Annotated in this window: 22 protein-coding genes; 1 reads left to right on the forward strand and 21 read right to left on the reverse strand. The window is 40.3% G+C overall.

Annotation, left to right across the window (positions count from 1 at the left end):
• Positions 1 to 69 precede the first annotated feature (69 nt).
• The 13 genes from E2H97_RS07280 to E2H97_RS07335 all read right to left on the reverse strand — a co-directional run bounded on the left by E2H97_RS07280 (position 70) and on the right by E2H97_RS07335 (position 7,278).
• Positions 70 to 366 (reverse strand): hypothetical protein, encoded by a 297-nt coding sequence (locus tag E2H97_RS07280; protein WP_133406534.1) that lies wholly within the window; start codon positions 364 to 366, stop codon positions 70 to 72.
• 105 nt (positions 367 to 471) lie between these two features.
• A complete protein-coding gene (locus tag E2H97_RS07285) occupies positions 472 to 741 on the reverse strand; it encodes a hypothetical protein (protein WP_133406535.1) in 270 nt (89 codons plus the stop codon).
• 135 nt (positions 742 to 876) lie between these two features.
• Positions 877 to 1,041: a hypothetical protein gene (locus tag E2H97_RS18785; protein ID WP_170308259.1), complete on the reverse strand. Its 165-nt coding sequence runs from the start codon at positions 1,039 to 1,041 to the stop codon at positions 877 to 879.
• A 507-nt stretch (positions 1,042 to 1,548) separates the two neighbouring features.
• Positions 1,549 to 2,145, reverse strand: a complete 597-nt coding sequence (locus tag E2H97_RS07290; RefSeq protein WP_133406536.1) for a TrmH family RNA methyltransferase — start codon at positions 2,143 to 2,145, stop codon at positions 1,549 to 1,551.
• 119 nt (positions 2,146 to 2,264) lie between these two features.
• Entirely contained in the window at positions 2,265 to 2,501 is a 237-nt protein-coding gene (locus tag E2H97_RS07295) for a hypothetical protein (RefSeq protein WP_133406537.1), read from the reverse strand.
• A gap of 451 nt (positions 2,502 to 2,952) precedes the next feature.
• A complete protein-coding gene (locus tag E2H97_RS07300) occupies positions 2,953 to 3,228 on the reverse strand; it encodes a hypothetical protein (protein WP_133406538.1) in 276 nt (91 codons plus the stop codon).
• 132 nt (positions 3,229 to 3,360) lie between these two features.
• Positions 3,361 to 3,570, reverse strand: a complete 210-nt coding sequence (locus tag E2H97_RS07305; protein ID WP_133406539.1) for a hypothetical protein — start codon at positions 3,568 to 3,570, stop codon at positions 3,361 to 3,363.
• 109 nt (positions 3,571 to 3,679) lie between these two features.
• The gene (locus E2H97_RS07310) at positions 3,680 to 4,144 is read right to left on the reverse strand and encodes a hypothetical protein (protein WP_133406540.1); all 465 of its coding nucleotides are present in this window, start codon (positions 4,142 to 4,144) and stop codon (positions 3,680 to 3,682) included.
• Positions 4,145 to 4,621: 477 nt separating this feature from the next.
• Positions 4,622 to 5,155 (reverse strand): hypothetical protein, encoded by a 534-nt coding sequence (locus E2H97_RS07315; RefSeq protein WP_133406541.1) that lies wholly within the window; start codon positions 5,153 to 5,155, stop codon positions 4,622 to 4,624.
• A gap of 161 nt (positions 5,156 to 5,316) precedes the next feature.
• Positions 5,317 to 5,646, reverse strand: coding sequence for a hypothetical protein (locus tag E2H97_RS07320; protein ID WP_133406542.1), 330 nt, complete (start codon positions 5,644 to 5,646; stop codon positions 5,317 to 5,319).
• A gap of 113 nt (positions 5,647 to 5,759) precedes the next feature.
• Positions 5,760 to 6,077: a hypothetical protein gene (locus E2H97_RS07325; protein WP_133406543.1), complete on the reverse strand. Its 318-nt coding sequence runs from the start codon at positions 6,075 to 6,077 to the stop codon at positions 5,760 to 5,762.
• Positions 6,078 to 6,152: 75 nt separating this feature from the next.
• The gene (locus E2H97_RS07330; RefSeq protein WP_133406544.1) at positions 6,153 to 6,794 is read right to left on the reverse strand and encodes a DUF3885 domain-containing protein; all 642 of its coding nucleotides are present in this window, start codon (positions 6,792 to 6,794) and stop codon (positions 6,153 to 6,155) included.
• Between the two features lie 115 nt (positions 6,795 to 6,909).
• Entirely contained in the window at positions 6,910 to 7,278 is a 369-nt protein-coding gene (locus E2H97_RS07335) for a hypothetical protein (protein WP_133406545.1), read from the reverse strand.
• A 982-nt stretch (positions 7,279 to 8,260) separates the two neighbouring features.
• On the opposite strand from E2H97_RS07335, the gene E2H97_RS07340 reads away from it, so the two are divergent.
• Positions 8,261 to 9,226, forward strand: coding sequence for an integron integrase (locus E2H97_RS07340; RefSeq protein ID WP_133406546.1), 966 nt, complete (start codon positions 8,261 to 8,263; stop codon positions 9,224 to 9,226).
• 68 nt (positions 9,227 to 9,294) lie between these two features.
• Here the strand turns inward: E2H97_RS07340 and E2H97_RS07345 are convergent, their stop codons facing one another.
• The 8 genes from E2H97_RS07345 to E2H97_RS07380 all read right to left on the reverse strand — a co-directional run bounded on the left by E2H97_RS07345 (position 9,295) and on the right by E2H97_RS07380 (position 17,769).
• A complete protein-coding gene (locus E2H97_RS07345; protein WP_133406547.1) occupies positions 9,295 to 9,951 on the reverse strand; it encodes a CoA transferase subunit B in 657 nt (218 codons plus the stop codon).
• Positions 9,952 to 9,963: 12 nt separating this feature from the next.
• Positions 9,964 to 10,662, reverse strand: a complete 699-nt coding sequence (locus E2H97_RS07350) for a CoA transferase subunit A (RefSeq protein ID WP_133406548.1) — start codon at positions 10,660 to 10,662, stop codon at positions 9,964 to 9,966.
• 98 nt (positions 10,663 to 10,760) lie between these two features.
• Entirely contained in the window at positions 10,761 to 11,645 is an 885-nt protein-coding gene (locus E2H97_RS07355) for a hydroxymethylglutaryl-CoA lyase (RefSeq protein ID WP_133406549.1), read from the reverse strand.
• On the reverse strand, positions 11,646 to 13,640 hold the full coding sequence (locus tag E2H97_RS07360; RefSeq protein WP_133406550.1) for an acetyl-CoA carboxylase biotin carboxylase subunit: 1,995 nt from the start codon (positions 13,638 to 13,640) through the stop codon (positions 11,646 to 11,648). It abuts the gene before it with no gap.
• Positions 13,633 to 14,448: an enoyl-CoA hydratase-related protein gene (locus E2H97_RS07365; RefSeq protein ID WP_133406551.1), complete on the reverse strand. Its 816-nt coding sequence runs from the start codon at positions 14,446 to 14,448 to the stop codon at positions 13,633 to 13,635. The genes E2H97_RS07360 and E2H97_RS07365 overlap by 8 nt, the downstream gene beginning before the upstream one ends.
• A 16-nt stretch (positions 14,449 to 14,464) precedes the next feature.
• Complete coding sequence (locus E2H97_RS07370) at positions 14,465 to 16,072, reverse strand: carboxyl transferase domain-containing protein (protein ID WP_133408586.1); 1,608 nt, start codon at positions 16,070 to 16,072, stop codon at positions 14,465 to 14,467.
• A gap of 75 nt (positions 16,073 to 16,147) precedes the next feature.
• Positions 16,148 to 17,317: an isovaleryl-CoA dehydrogenase gene (locus tag E2H97_RS07375; protein WP_133406552.1), complete on the reverse strand. Its 1,170-nt coding sequence runs from the start codon at positions 17,315 to 17,317 to the stop codon at positions 16,148 to 16,150.
• Positions 17,318 to 17,367: 50 nt separating this feature from the next.
• Entirely contained in the window at positions 17,368 to 17,769 is a 402-nt protein-coding gene (locus E2H97_RS07380) for a MerR family transcriptional regulator (protein WP_133406553.1), read from the reverse strand.
• Between the last annotated feature and the right edge of the window lie 97 nt (positions 17,770 to 17,866).

The following is a 17,866-nucleotide window of genomic DNA, read 5'->3' on the forward strand; positions in this document are numbered from 1 at the left end:
GGCTATAATTTGCGACGCAGGCGCAAAGCCAACGATTTTGCGTCCTGTTGAATGCCTTGTTATGTGCAACTATTTGCCAGTTTTATGTTTTCTATAATCTGCTTTATATCCTTTATAAATTAGAAAAAAGAAGAAAGCTGCAGGGGCTACACCAACGAAAATAGCTGTGGTGAAACTTTGAAATGGCAAATCGACAAAAATGATTGTTCCAGAGCCATACATAAAGAACAAACCAAGTCCCAAATTGGTCAGGGAGCCAGTTTCAATATCAGTCATTGCCCAGTTCATTCTGTTTTGTTTATAAAAAACAGAGCTTAAAATGTATAGACCAGCTAAGAATGCAGGAATTGCAAAAATGATATCCATAACTCCCCGTGGCACATAACGCCGCATTAACGGGCGGAAAATTGTTGGCTATAATTTGCGACGCAGGAGCAAAGCCAACGATTTTGCGTCCTGTTGAATGCCTTGTTATGTTTCAGTGGCTAGTACGCCTGCCGAACCTTCTATTTCATATCTATTGCCAGAATACTCATTACAAGAAACTAAGTTTGACTGATTCCATGGATTGGCTTTTACCTGTTCACCAGTAACACGTTCAGTTGCTATAAAATATTTTAATGAGGCTTGATATCTAGCAGCTTTTTCAGTTTCGGCACGAACAATGATTGCACCTTTATGTGTGCTTGCTTCCCAGTCTGCTGAATTGGGGTTAAGTACTTCTAAAGTCCATAATTTCATCTAGTACCTCGTTCTGAAACATAACGCCGCATTAACGGGCGGAAAATTGTTGGCTATAGTTTGCGACGCAGGAGCAAAGGCAACGATTTTGCGTCCTGTTGAATGCCTTGTTAGTAGTGGAATTATTTACTTAACTTACCCTGTTTTTTTACTTGGGAATAGGTTAAGCCAATACAGAATTTCAAATGCCGCTGCTAAAACAAAAAATGTAATTGTTCCCGTTGCGTTACCATAAACAAAACAAGCACTGGCGGTAAAGATTAAGGCTAATGACAATACAATTTTATGTAAGAACTTCAAATTAAATTCCTTTTCGTTTACAACAAACTACTAACGCCGCATTAACGGGCGGAAAATTGTTGGCTATAGTTTGCGACGCAGGAGCAAAGCCAACGATTTTGCGTCCTGTTGAATGCCTTGTTATGTTTTGGCTGGTTTAACAACCATTGTATGTAACACGAATATAGAGATCACAATGCTATAAAAGAAAAAACTTAAAGCAATATGCTCATGTGAATCAAAATATGGTTTCGCAACAAAAATATTTAGTAAGAAGATTGCTGGAAAACCAATTAGCCAAGCTTTGTATTTATAAGAAAGCCTAATTTCTTTACTACAACTGGGACACTTCCTTTTCTTTAAATGTTTTGTGACTACAGATGAAAAACGACTAATTTTATTTTTACAAAAAGGACATAACATCTACTTCATCCTTGTGAAACATAACGCCTAGTTAACAGGCAAATGGTGTTTGGCTATAATTTTGGAACGCAGTGACAAAAGCCAAACAGTATTTGTCCTGTTGAACTACTTGTTAGGCCTGCGGTTGGCACGTTTATATTTTTCTTGATATTCGCGCCTTTGCTTTGTAATTTCATATAAAACGATTCCAGTTGTTGTGCCTAGATTCAAACTTTCAATCATTCCAAACATTGGAATTGAAACACAAAATTCACTTTTTTCTACAGCCAAATCACTAACACCACGAGATTCGTTACCAAACCATACTGCAAGTTTTGGGTGAGTATAATCAGCCTCATGAAGAATATGGTTTACTTTACCTTTTATGTGAGGTGAAGTAACTATTGAAGTAAATCTATTTTTCTCTAGGTGTTGTAAACACTCTTCTGTGCTATCAAATCGTTTTACGAAGCTCCACTTTATAGCTGAAACTGAGGTTTTAGAGAGTGACTTCCTTTCTCTCATATCTTCCCAGTCATCAGGTAACGATTTTCGGCTATCAACGATATAGGTTTTCTCAACACCTAACGCATTGACGTTTCTAATAACAGTTCCAATGTTTTTTATATCCATTGGATTCTCTAAAACGGCTATTAAATTCTTACACCGATATGGCTTTATTTCGTCAGCTCTTTGTCTAATTGGAGATTTTACTTCTTCCATATATCCCTCAATGCTTCTTTATAAGGCCTAACGCCCAATTAACGGGCAAATGGTGTTTGGCTAAAATTTGGAGCGCAGCGACAAAAGCCAAACAGTATTTGTCCCTGTTGAATTGCTTGTTAGGAGCCGGGGTTTGATTTATCTGGTGTGTCGTTACAAATTGCACAGTTACGACCTTTTTTAGAATGGTAGAGTCTTGTGCAGATAAAAACACTTGTTGCTATAAATGACCAAATTGCTGCTGATAAAATAGCTTGGTTGGTTTCATAACCTTTGAAATAATAAATTACGGCTAATAACAAAAAGGCTACTGTAAATACGGTAGTTGCTCGAACAAGCCAAAACTTGAATCCCATGATGAAATTTCCCTTTTCAATTTAGGCACCTAACGCCCAGTTAACGGGCAAATGGTGTTTGGCTAAAATTTGGAGCGCAGCGACAAAAGCCAAACAGTATTTGTCCCTGTTGAACTGCTTGTTAGGCGCACCAATTACGTTTTAATAGTACTGACGTTTTGGAGTGTGCCCAATTTTGTTTTTACAAAACTACCAGTGATTTTACATATTTCTGAAACCATTAACACAGCCCGAAATAATATTGAATAGGGCAGTTTTGTGGTTGATCTACAGCAGCAGAATTTAAGCTAATTTCCATTGCTACCGCAGTTGAACCTTGCATGGTACAACATTAAAACCAGTGAAGTTTTTAAAACGCATAACGCCCAGTTAACGGGCAAATGGTGTTTGGCTATAATTTTGGAACGTAGTGACAAAAGCCAAACAGTATTTGTCCCTGTTGAACTGCTTGTTATGTATTTGCTTGATTTATCGATTTAGCTGCTTTTTTATAGCGAAATTGAGCAATGTACCAAGTAACAAGGCCAAATAGTAAGCCTGCTAATGGCCACACAACATAATGAACAATTGCAGCTTTTGATGTGAAACCTTCGGCAAAAGGTCTAGTCATAAATGCCATTGCTATAAACATTGGTAAACCCCATGCAAGCAAGCCATTTATTAGCACATATTTAAGCATTCCTTTATCACGAGTAGATTCCCAAGCTTCCATTTCTTCTTTCGTCATATCACTTCTCGATTTCAATTTAATACATAACGCCCAGTTAACGGGCAAATGGTGTTTGGCTAAAATTTTGGAACGCAGTGACAAAAGCCAAACAGTATTTGTCCCTGTTGAACTGCTTGTTATATTTGTTGCTCAAGATTTATGAGTGGTTAAGTGTCTTAACTCTATAGATATACTTGCGAGTTGTTTCGCCAATTCAACCTGAGCTTTTGCAGCTTCTTCTTGCGCTGCGGCCATTCTTTTGTGAGAGGATACAAATATTATTCCTAAAATTAACAGCAAAAGAGGGATGCTGAGAGCTGCTAATGCAGAAATGAACGTAATTGTATTGGTAATATCCATATTATTATCCCAGAAAAATATAACGCCGCATTAACGGGCGGAAAATTGTTGGCTATAATTTGCGACGCAGGAGCAAAGCCAACGATTTTGCGTCCTGTTGAATGCCTTGTTAAATGTCGTTTGCACGATTACTTTTGGATTCATTTTTTGGGTTGTGAGGCTTACAGTTAGTGCCAGTAGTTACTGTGTATTTTTGCCCATTGTCATCTGTTATTTCACATTTACAAATACAAGGACTGCCTAATGCAGCCCCAAAAAAATGATATTTTTCTACATACTCTTGATTAAATAGTACAGTAATTATGACTTTACTAACCCATTGATTGGGAATATTTAATGAGGCAATATTGTTCATGAACATTGCTTTGTAATGACTAATTACGCCATCAAATTTACATGTTGTAGGTTGAATAAAGCCAGCTAATAGATCAATTGCGACTTCATCAGTGCCGTTTGTTTCAGCAAATTTAGATAATTTTCCAATACCCCAATATCCTGCTACATCATTATTTCTGCTTTTAAATGAGCCTATTAATCCAGAAGCAATGCTTTTTAATTCTCTACGTCTACCCATGAACTCTCTTTAGACATTTAACGCCGCATTAACGGGCGCAAAACGTTGGCTTATACTTTGCGACGCAGGAGCAAAAGCCAACGATTTTGCGTCCTGTTGAATGCCTTGTTATGCGAAGTTACTTTAAACCCAATAGGTTAGGGCACGCAATACCCTTGAACATTTTTACTGCCATGACCAAATGGCAGTGACTATTTGAGCCATTTTTTGTAAGCAAACAAGCTAATGGCGCAATTGATAGCAAGATCTTACTTTACAAGTTGACGCCTATTAGCGTAACGATGCTATTAAGGCGAAAACACAAATGAGCTTTGGTTAACGCTGACATAAACTGAAATGCTTAAATTTCCCAAATAACTAAACCCGAAATGAGTGGCAGCCACGCATAACGCCCAGTTAACGGGCAAATAGTGTTTGGCTAAAATTTGGAACGCAGTGATAAAAGCCAAACAGTATTTGTCCCTGTTGAACTGCTTGTTAGGCTTTATCCTCAGTAGTTACCTGAAGCTGTTTATATTCTTTGTAGCTTTTTGGGATCTCAGCATGGATTTGATTATCTATTGCTTCAGCTTTTTCACTAGTTAACACCACAATATGTAAAGACGTTTTTAATGCTGATACAAAGGCAAGAATTAATACTGATAGCAGCGCAGATAGAACTAATGGTCTTTCAATGCCAAAGGCGATTAACGTTCCAAGTGTTAAAGTTAAAGTACAAATCAATATAATGAAGTCTATTGTTGCAAACATCATTTTTCTTGAAACATATAGCTGATAATCAAATGATGCGTGTTGTTCTGCATGAGCTTCACGAAGTTTAGCCGCAGCCTTAACTGTTCTAACTAATGGATGCTTCATTCGTTCGGCAAATGCCAACTCATTGATCTTAATTAGCAAATATGTGAAAGATTTCTTTGATAGATATACGAGAAAACCGCCTAGAATACTGCCTATAGCACCTAAAATTATAATCCCTTGAATTGATTCTAATAAGAAGGTTTTTAGCTCCATATAAGATATATCCATAATTAATATAATACTCTCGGATTTACAATAAGCCTAACGCCGCATTAACGGGCGGAAAATTGTTGGCTATAATTTGCGACGGAGGAGCAAAGCCAACGATTTTGCGTCCTGTTGAATGCCTTGTTAGGCATTTGGGGTTTCTGGCTTCACCCTTCTGCAAGACCAATCATCATGATGAGGAAAGTGATCGCAAGTGTTACTGTTGAGAATACAGTGCCCAAGATAGCAAATATTTTTTTACGTTCCTTCTGAAAGAGTCCCGCAATTCCTAAACCGAGCGCTACTAGCGCTGTCCCCAAGAAAGCAAATAGAAAAAGGCCAACTATAATGGCTTCTGAGGACTCCTCATTCACACCTCCTGGTGTGGATGCTTCCAGATATCCAGCGATTGCGATCAGAAGAAAAATAAAAATTCCTGATGCGATACTTATGATGAATGATGCAATTCCAATCCCTGAGTTTTTAAGTTCTTCCATTGTTTCTCCATTTCCTTGGTGCCTAACGCCCAGTTAACGGGCAAATGGTGTTTGGCTAAAATTTGGAACGCAGTGACAAAAGCCAAACAGTATTTGTCCTGTTGAACTGCTTGTTATGTTTGACCATAAGATGCAGAAACAACCACATTTTGAGGGTTGAATTCAATTTCGCAGCTAAGTAAATTCAAATGAAGCCAACTGCTATGGGTTATTTGCTTACCAGCCCCCAAATTAGCAACCCTATACTGTGATAAATTTATTGTATTTAATTGCCTAGTAACATTTGAAAGCGAGTCACCCTTATCAAAATTACCACACAAATACTTAATTTCTTTTCTAGCTTCGTTCGAAAAAAAACCAAATACAATTAGTGCTACAAAACCTGTTCCTATAAAAACGAATTTCAGATTGCGTGAGATTTTGCTATTCATATGATTACAGTCAGTAAGAAACATAACGCCTAAATCAGGTGCGCCGTAGGCGTCACCTGGATTTACTTGTTATATTCACGTAAATACGGTATCTATTTCATTTCGATTGTGATCGAGAATCCATTGATTGAACTTCTCGTAGAGTGGTTGAATACTCGATTTTTTAAAAGCTAAAACATCCATACCTCTATCATCATATATGTCGAGGATAATGTCTCTAGACTTGTTGATGAAGTAACATTCACCTATGTACGTTTCTCCACGGCATGAGAAATCCACGTTTATGGAAGCTTGTATTATAGATTTATAATCAACATCTTGAACTTTCAGGCTCGAGTAAGTAACTCTATGCCAATGATGCTTCTTATACTCCATTTCATAGATGTCGTGTATTCTCTCACTTTCAGTTGTGTATGAAACTCTAGAAAGAATATGCCTTGAAATGAAATTACTCTTTTTTATCTTCTGCCTTCCATCAGAGAACCTTTGAACAATAATCTCAATTTCATCATCTGCTGAGAATACTTCATCGAAAATTTTAGTGGCTCTATGAAAAGCCTGCGTGAAATATTCCTCATTTAGCATTTCTTTTTCTCTATCTTCCCATAGAGGAATTTCAGATGGGCCAATCTCAAATCGAATGCTTGTTTCCCAGTTGTAAAAGAGTGGTTTTTGTATTCTTAGCTCAGGGAATCTTTCTGAAAAATACGTGCTCATAACTCAATGTTGATGTAGTGAATATAACGCCCAGTTAACGGGCAAATAGTGTTTGGCTATAATTTTGGAACGCAGTGACAAAAGCCAAACAGTATTTGTCCTGTTGAACTGCTTGTTATGCGCCTAACTTCGCATTAATTCGTTCTATATATTGGTCTGCATCGCTCTTTAATGTGGGCTCTGAATCTGCAATAAATAAAAAATGCTCTCTTGCAAGTTCAAATTGTTCCGTTTTATATAAAGCACGAGCTTTTCTCCAGTGAAAATTAATTTCATCTGGATAGAGTTCAATGTAATGCTCAACATTTTCTAGGAGAATATTATACTTCCCCAAAGTATCTAGTTTGTCTAATCTGTTAATTTTCCTATCTATGACACTTTTAAACAAATGTACTTTCATATTAACTAAAGCATTTAACGTGAAAATAATTGTTAAAATTAAAACTAGAAGCAGAATGAAATTAACTTTATCTTCAATTGTCATCAACTCACTCCTTGAGCGCATAACGCCGCATTAACGGGCGGAAAATTGTTGGCTACAATTTGCGACGCAGGAGCAAAAGCCAACGATTTTGCGTCCTGTTGAATGCCTTGTTATGCGAAGTTACTTTAAACCCAATAGGTTAGGGCACGCAATACCCTTGATTTTTTTTACTGCCACGACCAAATTCCAGTGACTATTTGAGCCATTTTTTGTAAGCAAACAAGCTAATGGCGCAATTGATAGCAAGATCTTACTTTGCTGTTTGACGCCTATTAGCGTAACGATGCTATTAAGGCGAAAACACAAATAAGCTTTGGCAAACGTTGATTTAAACTGAACCGCTTAAACTTCCAAAATACCCAAACACGAATGAGTGGCAGCCACGCATAACGCCGCATTAACAGGCGCAAAACGTTGGCTTATAATTTGCGACGCAGGAGCAAAAGCCAACGATTTTGCGTCCTGTTGAATGCCTTGTTATGCGAAGTTAATTTAAACCCAATAGGTTAGGGCACGCAATACCCTTAAATATTTTTACTGCCACGACCAAATGGCAGTGACTATTTGAGCCATTTTTTGTAAGCAAACAAGCTAATGGCGCAATTGATAGCCAGATCTTACTTTACAGGTTGACGCCTATTAGCGTAACGATGCTATTTAGGCGAAAACACAAATGAGCTTTTGTAAACGCTGATTTAAACTGAATTGCTCAAATTTCCCAAATAACCAAACACGAATGAGTGGCAGCCACGCATAACAGCTTATTAGAAGGAAAAAGTCCTTCTTTCTACAGGCACGCTACCGCCTGTTAATTGTTTTTAACATTCGGTTAAACTATCGATGTTTTTCCACAAAATCAAGTTGTTTAAGCAGGTTATCTTTAATAACTTTTGAGTGAAAGGAGGAAAAGTTCCTTATTTATTGTCGAAAGAAGGAAAAGTTGTATACTGGGTTTAAATACAGTGCAATCAAGGATGATTTCATGCCTCGTTCTCCATTTTTAACTCATGTTTCTGAGTTTATGGTTACTCGCCATTTCGCAAAACGAACAGTTGAAGCTTACCTTCAGTGGATTAAGACATTTATTCTTTTTCACAATAAACAGCACCCCTCTAAATTAGGTGAAAAAGAAGTCGAAAGGTTTTTGAGTTATCTTGCTAATCAAAAAAATGTGGCGCCAGCGACACAAAAACAAGCTTTGAATGCATTAAATTTTTTGTATAACGACTTTTTATCTCAGCCATTATCAATGGATTTAGAGTTTAATCGCTCTAAACGAGAGGCTAAATTACCCGTTGTTTTAACAAAAGAGGAAATAACCAGTTTATTAAAACACGTTCAAGTAAACAGAAGTCTTGTCGCGAAATTGATGTATGGCAGTGGTTTGAGGCTGATGGAAGCGGTTAGATTGCGAATTAAAGATATTGATTTTGACTATCACTCCTTGCTTATTTGGAATGGGAAAGGAGGAAGACATAGGAGAGTCACATTAGCACCTGAATTAGTAAAACCACTGAAGCAACAAATAGAATTGGCTAAAAGCTTTTATGATATTGATATAGAACTTGAAAACTATCAGGGTGTTTGGCTTCCTTATGCATTAGCGCAAAAATATCCAAATGCTGCGGCTAGCTTTAAATGGCACTATTTATTTCCTTCTAGTAGAACAAGTGTTGATCCTCACTCTGGAAGAATACGTAGGCATCATATTGATGAAACCTCAGTGCGAAAAGCGGTTAAGGCCGCGGCTAAAAAAGCAAAAATCGAGAAAGATGTAAACTGTCATACTCTGAGACATTCGTTTGCAACTCATCTTTTACAGCGAGGGGCGGATATTCGAACAGTGCAAGAGCAATTGGGCCATCAAGATGTTAGGACAACACAAATTTATACTCATGTTATTCAAGCTGGAGCGAGTGGAGTACGTAGTCCGCTAAGTGATTTGTAGTGATTTTTTGATAAGTAGGAAAGTCGCTAAGCTCCTGCTTTCGCAGGAGCGACAACTAAGCCTATGTTTTACAAGTCCATTTCAGGTACATGCTCAGGGATGACTAATTCTCCAGCCGTCATGTTTTTGATTTCTTCAACTGAAACGCCTGGAGCGCGTTCAATTAGGTGGAAAGCACCGTCTTTGATTTCTAGGTAGGCAAGGTTGGTAACGACACGTTTTATGCAGCCATAACCAGTGAGTGGCAGTTCACACTGAGGAAGGAGTTTTGAATTTCCATACTTATCAGCGTGCATCATGGTCACAATGATGTTTTCTGCACCAGCAACTAAGTCCATTGCTCCGCCCATGCCTTTGATGAGTTTACCTGGGATCATCCATGAAGCGATAGAGCCATTTACATCCACTTCAAAAGCACCAAGTACGGTTAAATCAACATGACCACCACGGATCATGGCAAAGCTTTCAGCTGATGAGAAAAAAGAAGCGCCATCAACAGCGGTAACCGTTTGTTTACCAGCGTTAATCAAATCAGGATCGATAGTTTCTTCAGTCGGAAACTCACCCATACCTAATAAACCATTCTCTGATTGCAACATTACTTGCATACCTTGAGGAATATAGTTTGCCACAAGGGTAGGGATACCAATACCGAGGTTTACGTAAAAGCCGTCTTGAAGTTCTTTGGCGACGCGTTGAGCCATTTGTTCTCTTGTTAGTGACATGCTGGTTCTCCCTTATACTTTAACCGTGCGTTGCTCAATGCGCTTTTCGAATTCACCTTGAATAAGGCGGTCGACATAAATCCCAGGCGTATGGATGTGGTCTGGGTCCAGTTCACCAGGCTCAACAATGATTTCGGCTTCAACAACAGTGATTTTGCCTGCTGTTGCCATCATTGGGTTAAAGTTGGCAGCAGTTTTCCGGAAGACAAGGTTACCCATAGTGTCAGCTTTCCATGCTCTTACAAGTGCAAAGTCAGAGGTAAGAGAGTCTTCTAAAACATAGTGACGACCGTTTATTTCACGTGTTTCTTTCCCTTCGGCAACTGGAGTGCCATAGCCTGTAGCGGTAAAAAACGCTGGAATACCAGCTCCGCCCGCACGGATTTTTTCGGCTAATGTTCCTTGTGGAGTTAAAATAACCTCAAGCTCACCAGATAGCATTTGTTTTTCGAAGGTGGCGTTTTCACCAACGTAAGAGGCAATCATGGTAGAAATTTGGTGGTTTTGAAGTAGTAATCCTAAACCAAAGTCGTCAACGCCAGCGTTGTTCGAAATTGCAGTTAGGCCTTTAATATCCATGTTAGCCATTTGGTGGATCAGACCTTCAGGTATACCACAAAGACCAAAGCCTCCGACCATGATGGTCATATCGCTTTTTAGGCCTGCCAGCGCTTCTTCATAGCTACTGACTAACTTATTCAATCCTGCCATGTTAGTTCCTTTTTATTTTTTCTTGTTGCTATCTTCATTTGTTCAGGGGTAACAAATGGTAACTTGTATTGTAGGGTTGTGTAGCTCATTACTACTCTTTAATTGAGTAGTGTGAGCGCCACTTTTGAGCCATTGGTTCGTCCAAGAGCTTTACAGATTTTATCACCAGCTTGAGCAAGACTTTGTATATCTATACCTGTTTGTAAGCCCATGCCATGGAGCATGTATACCAAATCTTCTGTAGCAAGGTTACCAGATGCGCCTTTAGCATAAGGACAGCCACCTAAACCCGCTACTGATGAGTCAAAGGTTGTAATCCCAGTCTCTAAACACATAGCGATATTAGCCAATGCTTGGCCATAGGTATCGTGGAAGTGGAGAGCGAGCTTGTTTACAGACACACTTTGGGTCACAGCTTCAAGCATGGCTTTCGCTTTGAATGGAGTACCCACACCGATGGTATCACCTAATGAAATTTCATAGCAACCCATGTCATGAAGCAGCTCGGCAACTCTTACCACTTCACTTATTGCGACTTCACCTTCATAAGGACAGCCTAAAACACAAGACACATAACCACGAACAGGTAGGCCATGTTGCTTAGCTTTTTCCATTACCGGTTTGAAGCGGGCGATGGATTCTTCGATTGAGCAATTAATGTTTTTTTGGCTGAATGCTTCTGAAGCTGAGCCGAAAATGGCTACCTCATCGACATTTGCAGCGATCGCTGCTTCTAATCCTTTGAGGTTGGGAGTGAGGGCGCTGTATTGTACATTGGGTTTACGCTCAATCTGATCCATCACAACGGCAGAGTCGGCCATTTGTGGTACCCATTTGGGTGACACAAAACTAGCGGCTTCAATTCTGCGTACTCCTGAATCAGCCAACTCGTGTATCAAGCTGACTTTATCTTGAGTGCTTACCGCTTTTTCGTTTTGTAGTCCATCACGAGCACCGACTTCAAAAATGCTAACTTTATCCATTTATCCTTCCTCAACATCAAGAAGCAGTGAGCCGTCGCTGACCAAGTCACCCGGATAAAAGTAAAACTCGGAAACCGTTCCATCGTAAGGTGCTTCAATGGTGTATTCCATCTTCATGGCTTCCATGACAAGGAGACCTTGACCAGCTGTAACTTGATCGCCCTTTGAAACTAAATGAGTTACAATGGTGCCGTTCATTGGTGCTTTTAGTTTATCGGCTGCATTATCTTGTTGATCCAGCTCTTGAGCTTGAACGGCTTTGAAGTGGAATTGTTCTGTGTTGCTGAATAAGGTGAAGTCATCACCAACTTGAGCAACTTGCAGCGTAAACTTATGGTCGTTCAGCTGAGCTTTTAGGATGTTGTCTTCTAATTGACCGTTTAAACTAATAACTTGATCTTCAATACTAATTTGATAGCCATTTGCAGTTTCTTTTAGTAGCAGATCAAGCTGTTGATGTTCGTTATCTAGTAATCTAACTGCATGTTGCTTTGAACTATTAATTCTGAAGCCAGAAAGAGTAGACCAAGGTGAAGTGAAGTCTGAGTGCGTAGCTGATTGCTTTTCTGATTGTTGTTTGCGATATAGAACTTGATAGAACGCAGCTAAGGCTTGAATATTACTTGTGTCTTTCGATTCTAGCTTGAGTAGTTCATCACCATAACGGTCGATAAAGTCAGTGCTGAAATCTTCATCAGTAAAAGCAGGGTGCTTGATGATGGCATGCAAAAATCGGATGTTATGCTTTAGACCTGAGATTTTGTAATCTTGTAAAGCATTAGCCATACGCTGTAAGGCTAAGTTTCTGTCTTCATCCCAAACAATCAGTTTAGCGATCATTGGGTCGTAGAAGTTACTGATCACATCACCTTGGCGAATACCTGAATCGATACGAACATAATCGCTGGCATCTGGCTCTTGAAGGTAGTCTAACTTTCCACTGGCGGGTAAGAATTCGTTTTGTGGATCTTCTGCATAAATCCGAACTTCAAAAGAGTGGCCTTTAACTTCAATTTCGTCTTGATGAAGCGGTAGTCTTTGTCCATCAGCTACTTTAAGTTGCCATTCTACCAAGTCTTGGTTGGTGACATATTCAGTAACAGGGTGCTCTACTTGAAGTCGAGTATTCATTTCCATGAAGTAGAAGCTGTTATCTGTATCGAATAAAAATTCGACAGTTCCTGCACCAACGTAATCAATGGCTTTGGCTGCTGCTACAGCGGCTTCACCCATTTGTTTGCGAAGTTCGTCAGATAAACCCGGAGCAGGGGCTTCCTCAACTACTTTTTGATGACGACGCTGCACTGAGCAATCACGATCAGAAAGATAAACACAGTTGCCATGTTTGTCAGCAAAGACCTGAACTTCAATATGACGAGGTTGGCGTAAATAACGCTCCATTAGCAGCTTGTCGTTGCCGAATGAAGATGCCGCTTCACGGCGAGCTGAGTCGATGGCATCTTGTAGTTCGTCTTTACTTTCAACGATACGCATGCCTTTACCACCACCGCCATAAGCCGCTTTGATAAGCAATGGGAAACCAATTTTGTCTGCTTCTGAATTTAATAAAGCATCTGATTGGTCGTCACCATGATAACCCGGTACCAAAGGTACGTTGGCTTTGGTCATAATGGCTTTGGCCGCACTTTTACTGCCCATAGCATCAATTGCCGCCGATCCAGGGCCAACAAACTCAATACTTGCTTGTTCACAGGCTTTAGCAAATTGAGCATTTTCCGATAAAAAGCCATAACCGGGATGAATCGCTTGAGCGCCAGCACGCTTAGCCACTTCGATAATGGCATCTCCGCGAAGATATGATTCTGCCGGAGCACTTCCTCCTAGGTAAAAGGCTTCATCAGCCATAGCTACGTGACGAGCGTTAGCGTCGGCGTCTGAATAAATCGCTACCGTCTTTACGCCCATGTTTCTAGCCGTTTCAATAATACGGCAGGCAATTTCACCACGGTTGGCAATAAGTAATTTATTAATCATTGTTGTTATCCTTATGCCAGTTTGGCTGACGTTTTTCAAAAAAGGCGTTGAGACCTTCTTGGCCTTCTTCAGAAACTCGAATTTTTGAAATTTTGTCGGTTGTGTAGTCAATCGTATCTTGATTGATTTCACCGCTTTCCATACGAGTTATTAGCTTTTTACACCAATCCATTCCTTGTGGACTATTAGCCAACAATGACTCGATGATTGGTTGGCTAGCAGCATCTAAATCGTCAATTACTTCATGAAGCACATTGAGCTCAAGGGCTTTGTCAGCAGTGAATCGTTCAGCGGTAAGCATGTAGCGACGTGATGCTCTGTTACCCATAGCGCGAACGACGTAAGGGCTGATAACGGCTGGGATCAAACCAAGTTTTACTTCACTTAAACAGAAACTGGATTTTGGTGTTGCGATAGCGATGTCGCAGCAACAAATTAAACCTAATGCGCCACCAAAAGCCGCACCTTGAACTTGTACTAACGTTGGCTTAGGGAATTTATCTAAGTCATGCATGAGTTTTGCGAGTTCATTAGCATCAGCAAGGTTTTGCTCAAAGTCCATTTGTGCTTGTTTACGCATCCAGTTCAAGTCAGCACCAGCACTGAAATGTTTGCCATTAGCTTTTAATATCAGCATTTGGCATTGTGATTCTTCTGCAAATAGTGCTAAGGCTTTAATGATTTCAGCAATCATCACTTCATCAAAGGCATTGTGCTTTTCGACACGATTTAAGATCAGTTTACCAATGCCGTTTTCAAGCTCACATAGAATGTGTTGGAATTGTTGATTTTTAAAGACGGTAGTCATATTTTTAGCCTCCAAATTACATGCGGAACACACCAAACTTGGTGTCTTCTACAGGTGCATTAAAGGCCGCTGAAAGCGCAAGGCCGACAACGTCACGGGTTTGTGCTGGATCGATAATACCGTCATCCCACAAACGAGCACTGGCATGATAAGGGTGACCCGCTTTATCGTATTGCTCTACAATCGGTGCTTTAAAATCGTCCTCTTCTTGCTCAGTCCAGCTTTGACCTTTGCGAGCCATACCATCTTTTTTAACAGTAGAAAGTACGCCAGCAGCTTGTTCGCCACCCATTACCGAAATACGAGAGTTTGGCCACATCCACATCATGGTTGGATCAAATGCACGACCGCACATGCCGTAGTTACCAGCGCCATAACTACCACCAATCAATACCGTAAATTTTGGTACAGTGGCACAAGATACGGCGGTAACCATCTTGGCACCATGTTTGGCGATGCCTTCGTGTTCGTACTTTTTACCCACCATAAAGCCAGTGATATTTTGTAAAAACAGTAGAGGAATTTTGCGCTGACAACATAGCTCGATAAAGTGAGCACCTTTTTGCGCTGATTCAGAGAATAAGATCCCGTTGTTGGCAACAATGCCTACTGGATAACCGTGAATTCGTGCAAAACCACACACTAGAGTTGGGCCGTAGTTAGCTTTGAACTCGTCAAAGTCAGAATCGTCAACAATGCGAGCGATGACTTCTTTCACATCGAATGGTTTTTTTAAGTCTGTACCTACGATGCCGTACAGCTCTTCGATGTCGTATTTTGGCGGTTTTACACTCGCTAATGTGCTTTCAATTTGCTTGTTGTGGTTTAAACGTGCAATTGAATTACGTGCGATTTCTAAAGCGTGTTCATCATTTTGTGCGAGATGATCGGCAACACCTGAGATTTTTGTATGAACTTCTGCGCCACCTAATTCTTCTGCTGAGACTTCTTCACCCGTAGCTGCTTTTACTAAAGGTGGACCAGCAAGGAAGATCGTACCTTGTTCTTTAACAATGATTGACTCATCGGCCATTGCTGGAACATAAGCACCGCCTGCGGTACATAACCCCATGACTACTGCGACTTGAGGAATACCTTTTGCTGACATTTTCGCTTGATTAAAGAAGATGCGACCAAAGTGGTCACGATCTGGGAATACTTCATCTTGCAAAGGCAGGTAAGCACCGCCTGAGTCAACAAGATAGATACAAGGAAGGTTACAGCGTTCAGCAATTTCTTGAGCGCGAACGTGTTTTTTTACGGTAAGAGGGTAATAAGTACCGCCTTTTACAGTAGCATCGTTCGCCACGATCATGCACTCGACGCCACTGACACGACCGATACCTGTAATGATACCTGCTGCAGGCACAACATCATCATAGACTTCATAGCCAGCAAACTGTGAAAGTTCAATAAATGGAGAGCTAGGGTCGAGCAGTTTTTCGATGCGATCTCTTGGTGCTAGTTTACCACGTGAAAGATGGCGCTGCATGGCAACTTCACCACCACCTTGTTGAATTTGTTCCAGCTTTTGTTGCAGATCGGCAACAAGCTCTGACATATCGTTATGTTTTGTTTTGAACTCGTCACTACGAGTATTGATACGACTGGTTAATTGCGTCACGGTTGATTCCTCAAAAATCGTTGCAGCAGGATTAGAAACGAAAATGCCTGCAAAGGCAGGCATAATGTTTGATTCTTACTTAGTTTCGTTGAACAACTCGCGTCCAATCAACATACGACGAATTTCAGAAGTACCTGCGCCGATTTCATAAAGCTTAGCGTCACGAAGTAGACGACCTGTCGCGTATTCGTTGATGTAACCATTACCGCCTAATAACTGAATGGCATCTAATGCCATTTTGGTGGCTAGCTCTGCGCTATATAAAATGGCGCCAGCGGCATCTTTACGAGTGGTTTCACCACGATCACAAGCTTTTGCTACTGCATATACGTATGAACGAGCGGCATTCATTTGAGTGTACATATCTGCAAGCTTGCCTTGCACCAGTTGGAATTCACCGATTGATTTACCAAACTGTTGACGGTCGTGAATGTAAGGAACAACTATATCCATACAAGCCTGCATGATACCTAGCGGGCCACCAGCAAGAACAACACGCTCATAATCTAGGCCACTCATTAGGACTTTTACGCCTTCGTTTAGGTTACCTAAGATGTTTTCCTCTGGTACTTCACAGTCTTCAAATACAAGCTCACAGGTATTTGAACCACGCATACCTAATTTATCGAGCTTTTGCGCGGTAGAGAAGCCTTTAAATCCACGCTCAACGATGAAAGCCGTAATACCATGAGGGCCTTTTTCTACGTCTGTTTTTGCGTAAATTACATAGGTGTGGGCATCTGGACCATTGGTGATCCACATTTTGTTGCCGTTAAGTATGTATTTATCACCTTCTTTACGAGCATGAAGCTTCATAGAAACCACATCAGAACCAGCATTTGGTTCACTCATGGCTAGAGCACCAATGTGTTCGCCAGTGATTAATTTTGGTAGATATTTAGCTTTTTGCTCGGCATTACCGTTACGGTTAATCTGGTTAACACATAGGTTAGAATGAGCACCATAGCTTAAGCCGATAGAAGCCGAAGCACGTGAGATTTCTTCCATTGCTACCACATGAGCAAGGTAGCCCATGTTGGCACCACCGAATTCCTCATCGACGGTTACACCAAGTAATCCCATATCACCTAGTACTGGCCAAAGTTCATTAGGGAAAGCATTTTCTTGGTCGGTTTTTTCTGCGATAGGTGCGATTTCGTTAGCAGCGAATTGCTGTACTGCATCACGCAGCATATCCACATCTTCACCTAATCCAAAATTTAAGCTTGAGTATATTGCGCTCATTGTAGGGTCCTTTGCATGATGTTTTTGTGTGCAAGTTTTTTATTGCACTCTTAATTATTAATATTATGTTTTAGGGCGTCTCGGCATTGTTGTTCAGCTGAACTTAGCTCCATCAATACCACTTGGATATCATCCATTTGCTGTTGGAGAGCAGCTTTTTTATCTGCGATAAGAGTTAGCATGGTATCGAGTTGGCTAGTGCTGGTTTTATCGGCATCGTAAAGTTCAAACAGACGTCTGGTTTCTGCTAGAGAGAATCCCAATCTTTTTCCTCGTAAAATCAGCTTTAATCTTACTTTATCTTTAAGGCTATATATTCTTGTTTGGCCACGACGAGACGGTTTTAGCAAGCCTTGATCTTCATAAAAACGAATACTGCGGGTAGTGATATCAAACTCTTTGGATAGATCACTGATCGAGTAACTGGTTGGGGAGTTGCTTTTAATGGTCATTTTTATACCTGCTAAATCTATTTACGAAAAAGGTACAGGAAGTTGACGTAAAGGTAAAGTTTTAAGGCAGGGATAATTTATGGGGTTTTATTGATAG

Origin of the sequence: Parashewanella tropica (assembly GCF_004358445.1) — a bacterium.
GTDB lineage: Bacteria > Pseudomonadota > Gammaproteobacteria > Enterobacterales > Shewanellaceae > Parashewanella > Parashewanella tropica.

Coding starts and splice junctions, on each gene's coding strand:
- E2H97_RS07280 (WP_133406534.1), bottom strand. CDS start 366: ATGGATATCATTTTTGCAATTCCTGCATTCTTAGCTGGTCTATACATT.
- E2H97_RS07285 (WP_133406535.1), bottom strand. CDS start 741: ATGAAATTATGGACTTTAGAAGTACTTAACCCCAATTCAGCAGACTGG.
- E2H97_RS07290 (WP_133406536.1), bottom strand. CDS start 2,145: ATGGAAGAAGTAAAATCTCCAATTAGACAAAGAGCTGACGAAATAAAG.
- E2H97_RS07295 (WP_133406537.1), bottom strand. CDS start 2,501: ATGGGATTCAAGTTTTGGCTTGTTCGAGCAACTACCGTATTTACAGTA.
- E2H97_RS07300 (WP_133406538.1), bottom strand. CDS start 3,228: ATGACGAAAGAAGAAATGGAAGCTTGGGAATCTACTCGTGATAAAGGA.
- E2H97_RS07305 (WP_133406539.1), bottom strand. CDS start 3,570: ATGGATATTACCAATACAATTACGTTCATTTCTGCATTAGCAGCTCTC.
- E2H97_RS07310 (WP_133406540.1), bottom strand. CDS start 4,144: ATGGGTAGACGTAGAGAATTAAAAAGCATTGCTTCTGGATTAATAGGC.
- E2H97_RS07315 (WP_133406541.1), bottom strand. CDS start 5,155: ATGGAGCTAAAAACCTTCTTATTAGAATCAATTCAAGGGATTATAATT.
- E2H97_RS07320 (WP_133406542.1), bottom strand. CDS start 5,646: ATGGAAGAACTTAAAAACTCAGGGATTGGAATTGCATCATTCATCATA.
- E2H97_RS07325 (WP_133406543.1), bottom strand. CDS start 6,077: ATGAATAGCAAAATCTCACGCAATCTGAAATTCGTTTTTATAGGAACA.
- E2H97_RS07330 (WP_133406544.1), bottom strand. CDS start 6,794: ATGAGCACGTATTTTTCAGAAAGATTCCCTGAGCTAAGAATACAAAAA.
- E2H97_RS07335 (WP_133406545.1), bottom strand. CDS start 7,278: ATGACAATTGAAGATAAAGTTAATTTCATTCTGCTTCTAGTTTTAATT.
- E2H97_RS07340 (WP_133406546.1), top strand. CDS start 8,261: ATGCCTCGTTCTCCATTTTTAACTCATGTTTCTGAGTTTATGGTTACT.
- E2H97_RS07345 (WP_133406547.1), bottom strand. CDS start 9,951: ATGTCACTAACAAGAGAACAAATGGCTCAACGCGTCGCCAAAGAACTT.
- E2H97_RS07350 (WP_133406548.1), bottom strand. CDS start 10,662: ATGGCAGGATTGAATAAGTTAGTCAGTAGCTATGAAGAAGCGCTGGCA.
- E2H97_RS07355 (WP_133406549.1), bottom strand. CDS start 11,645: ATGGATAAAGTTAGCATTTTTGAAGTCGGTGCTCGTGATGGACTACAA.
- E2H97_RS07360 (WP_133406550.1), bottom strand. CDS start 13,640: ATGATTAATAAATTACTTATTGCCAACCGTGGTGAAATTGCCTGCCGT.
- E2H97_RS07365 (WP_133406551.1), bottom strand. CDS start 14,448: ATGACTACCGTCTTTAAAAATCAACAATTCCAACACATTCTATGTGAG.
- E2H97_RS07375 (WP_133406552.1), bottom strand. CDS start 17,317: ATGAGCGCAATATACTCAAGCTTAAATTTTGGATTAGGTGAAGATGTG.
- E2H97_RS07380 (WP_133406553.1), bottom strand. CDS start 17,769: ATGACCATTAAAAGCAACTCCCCAACCAGTTACTCGATCAGTGATCTA.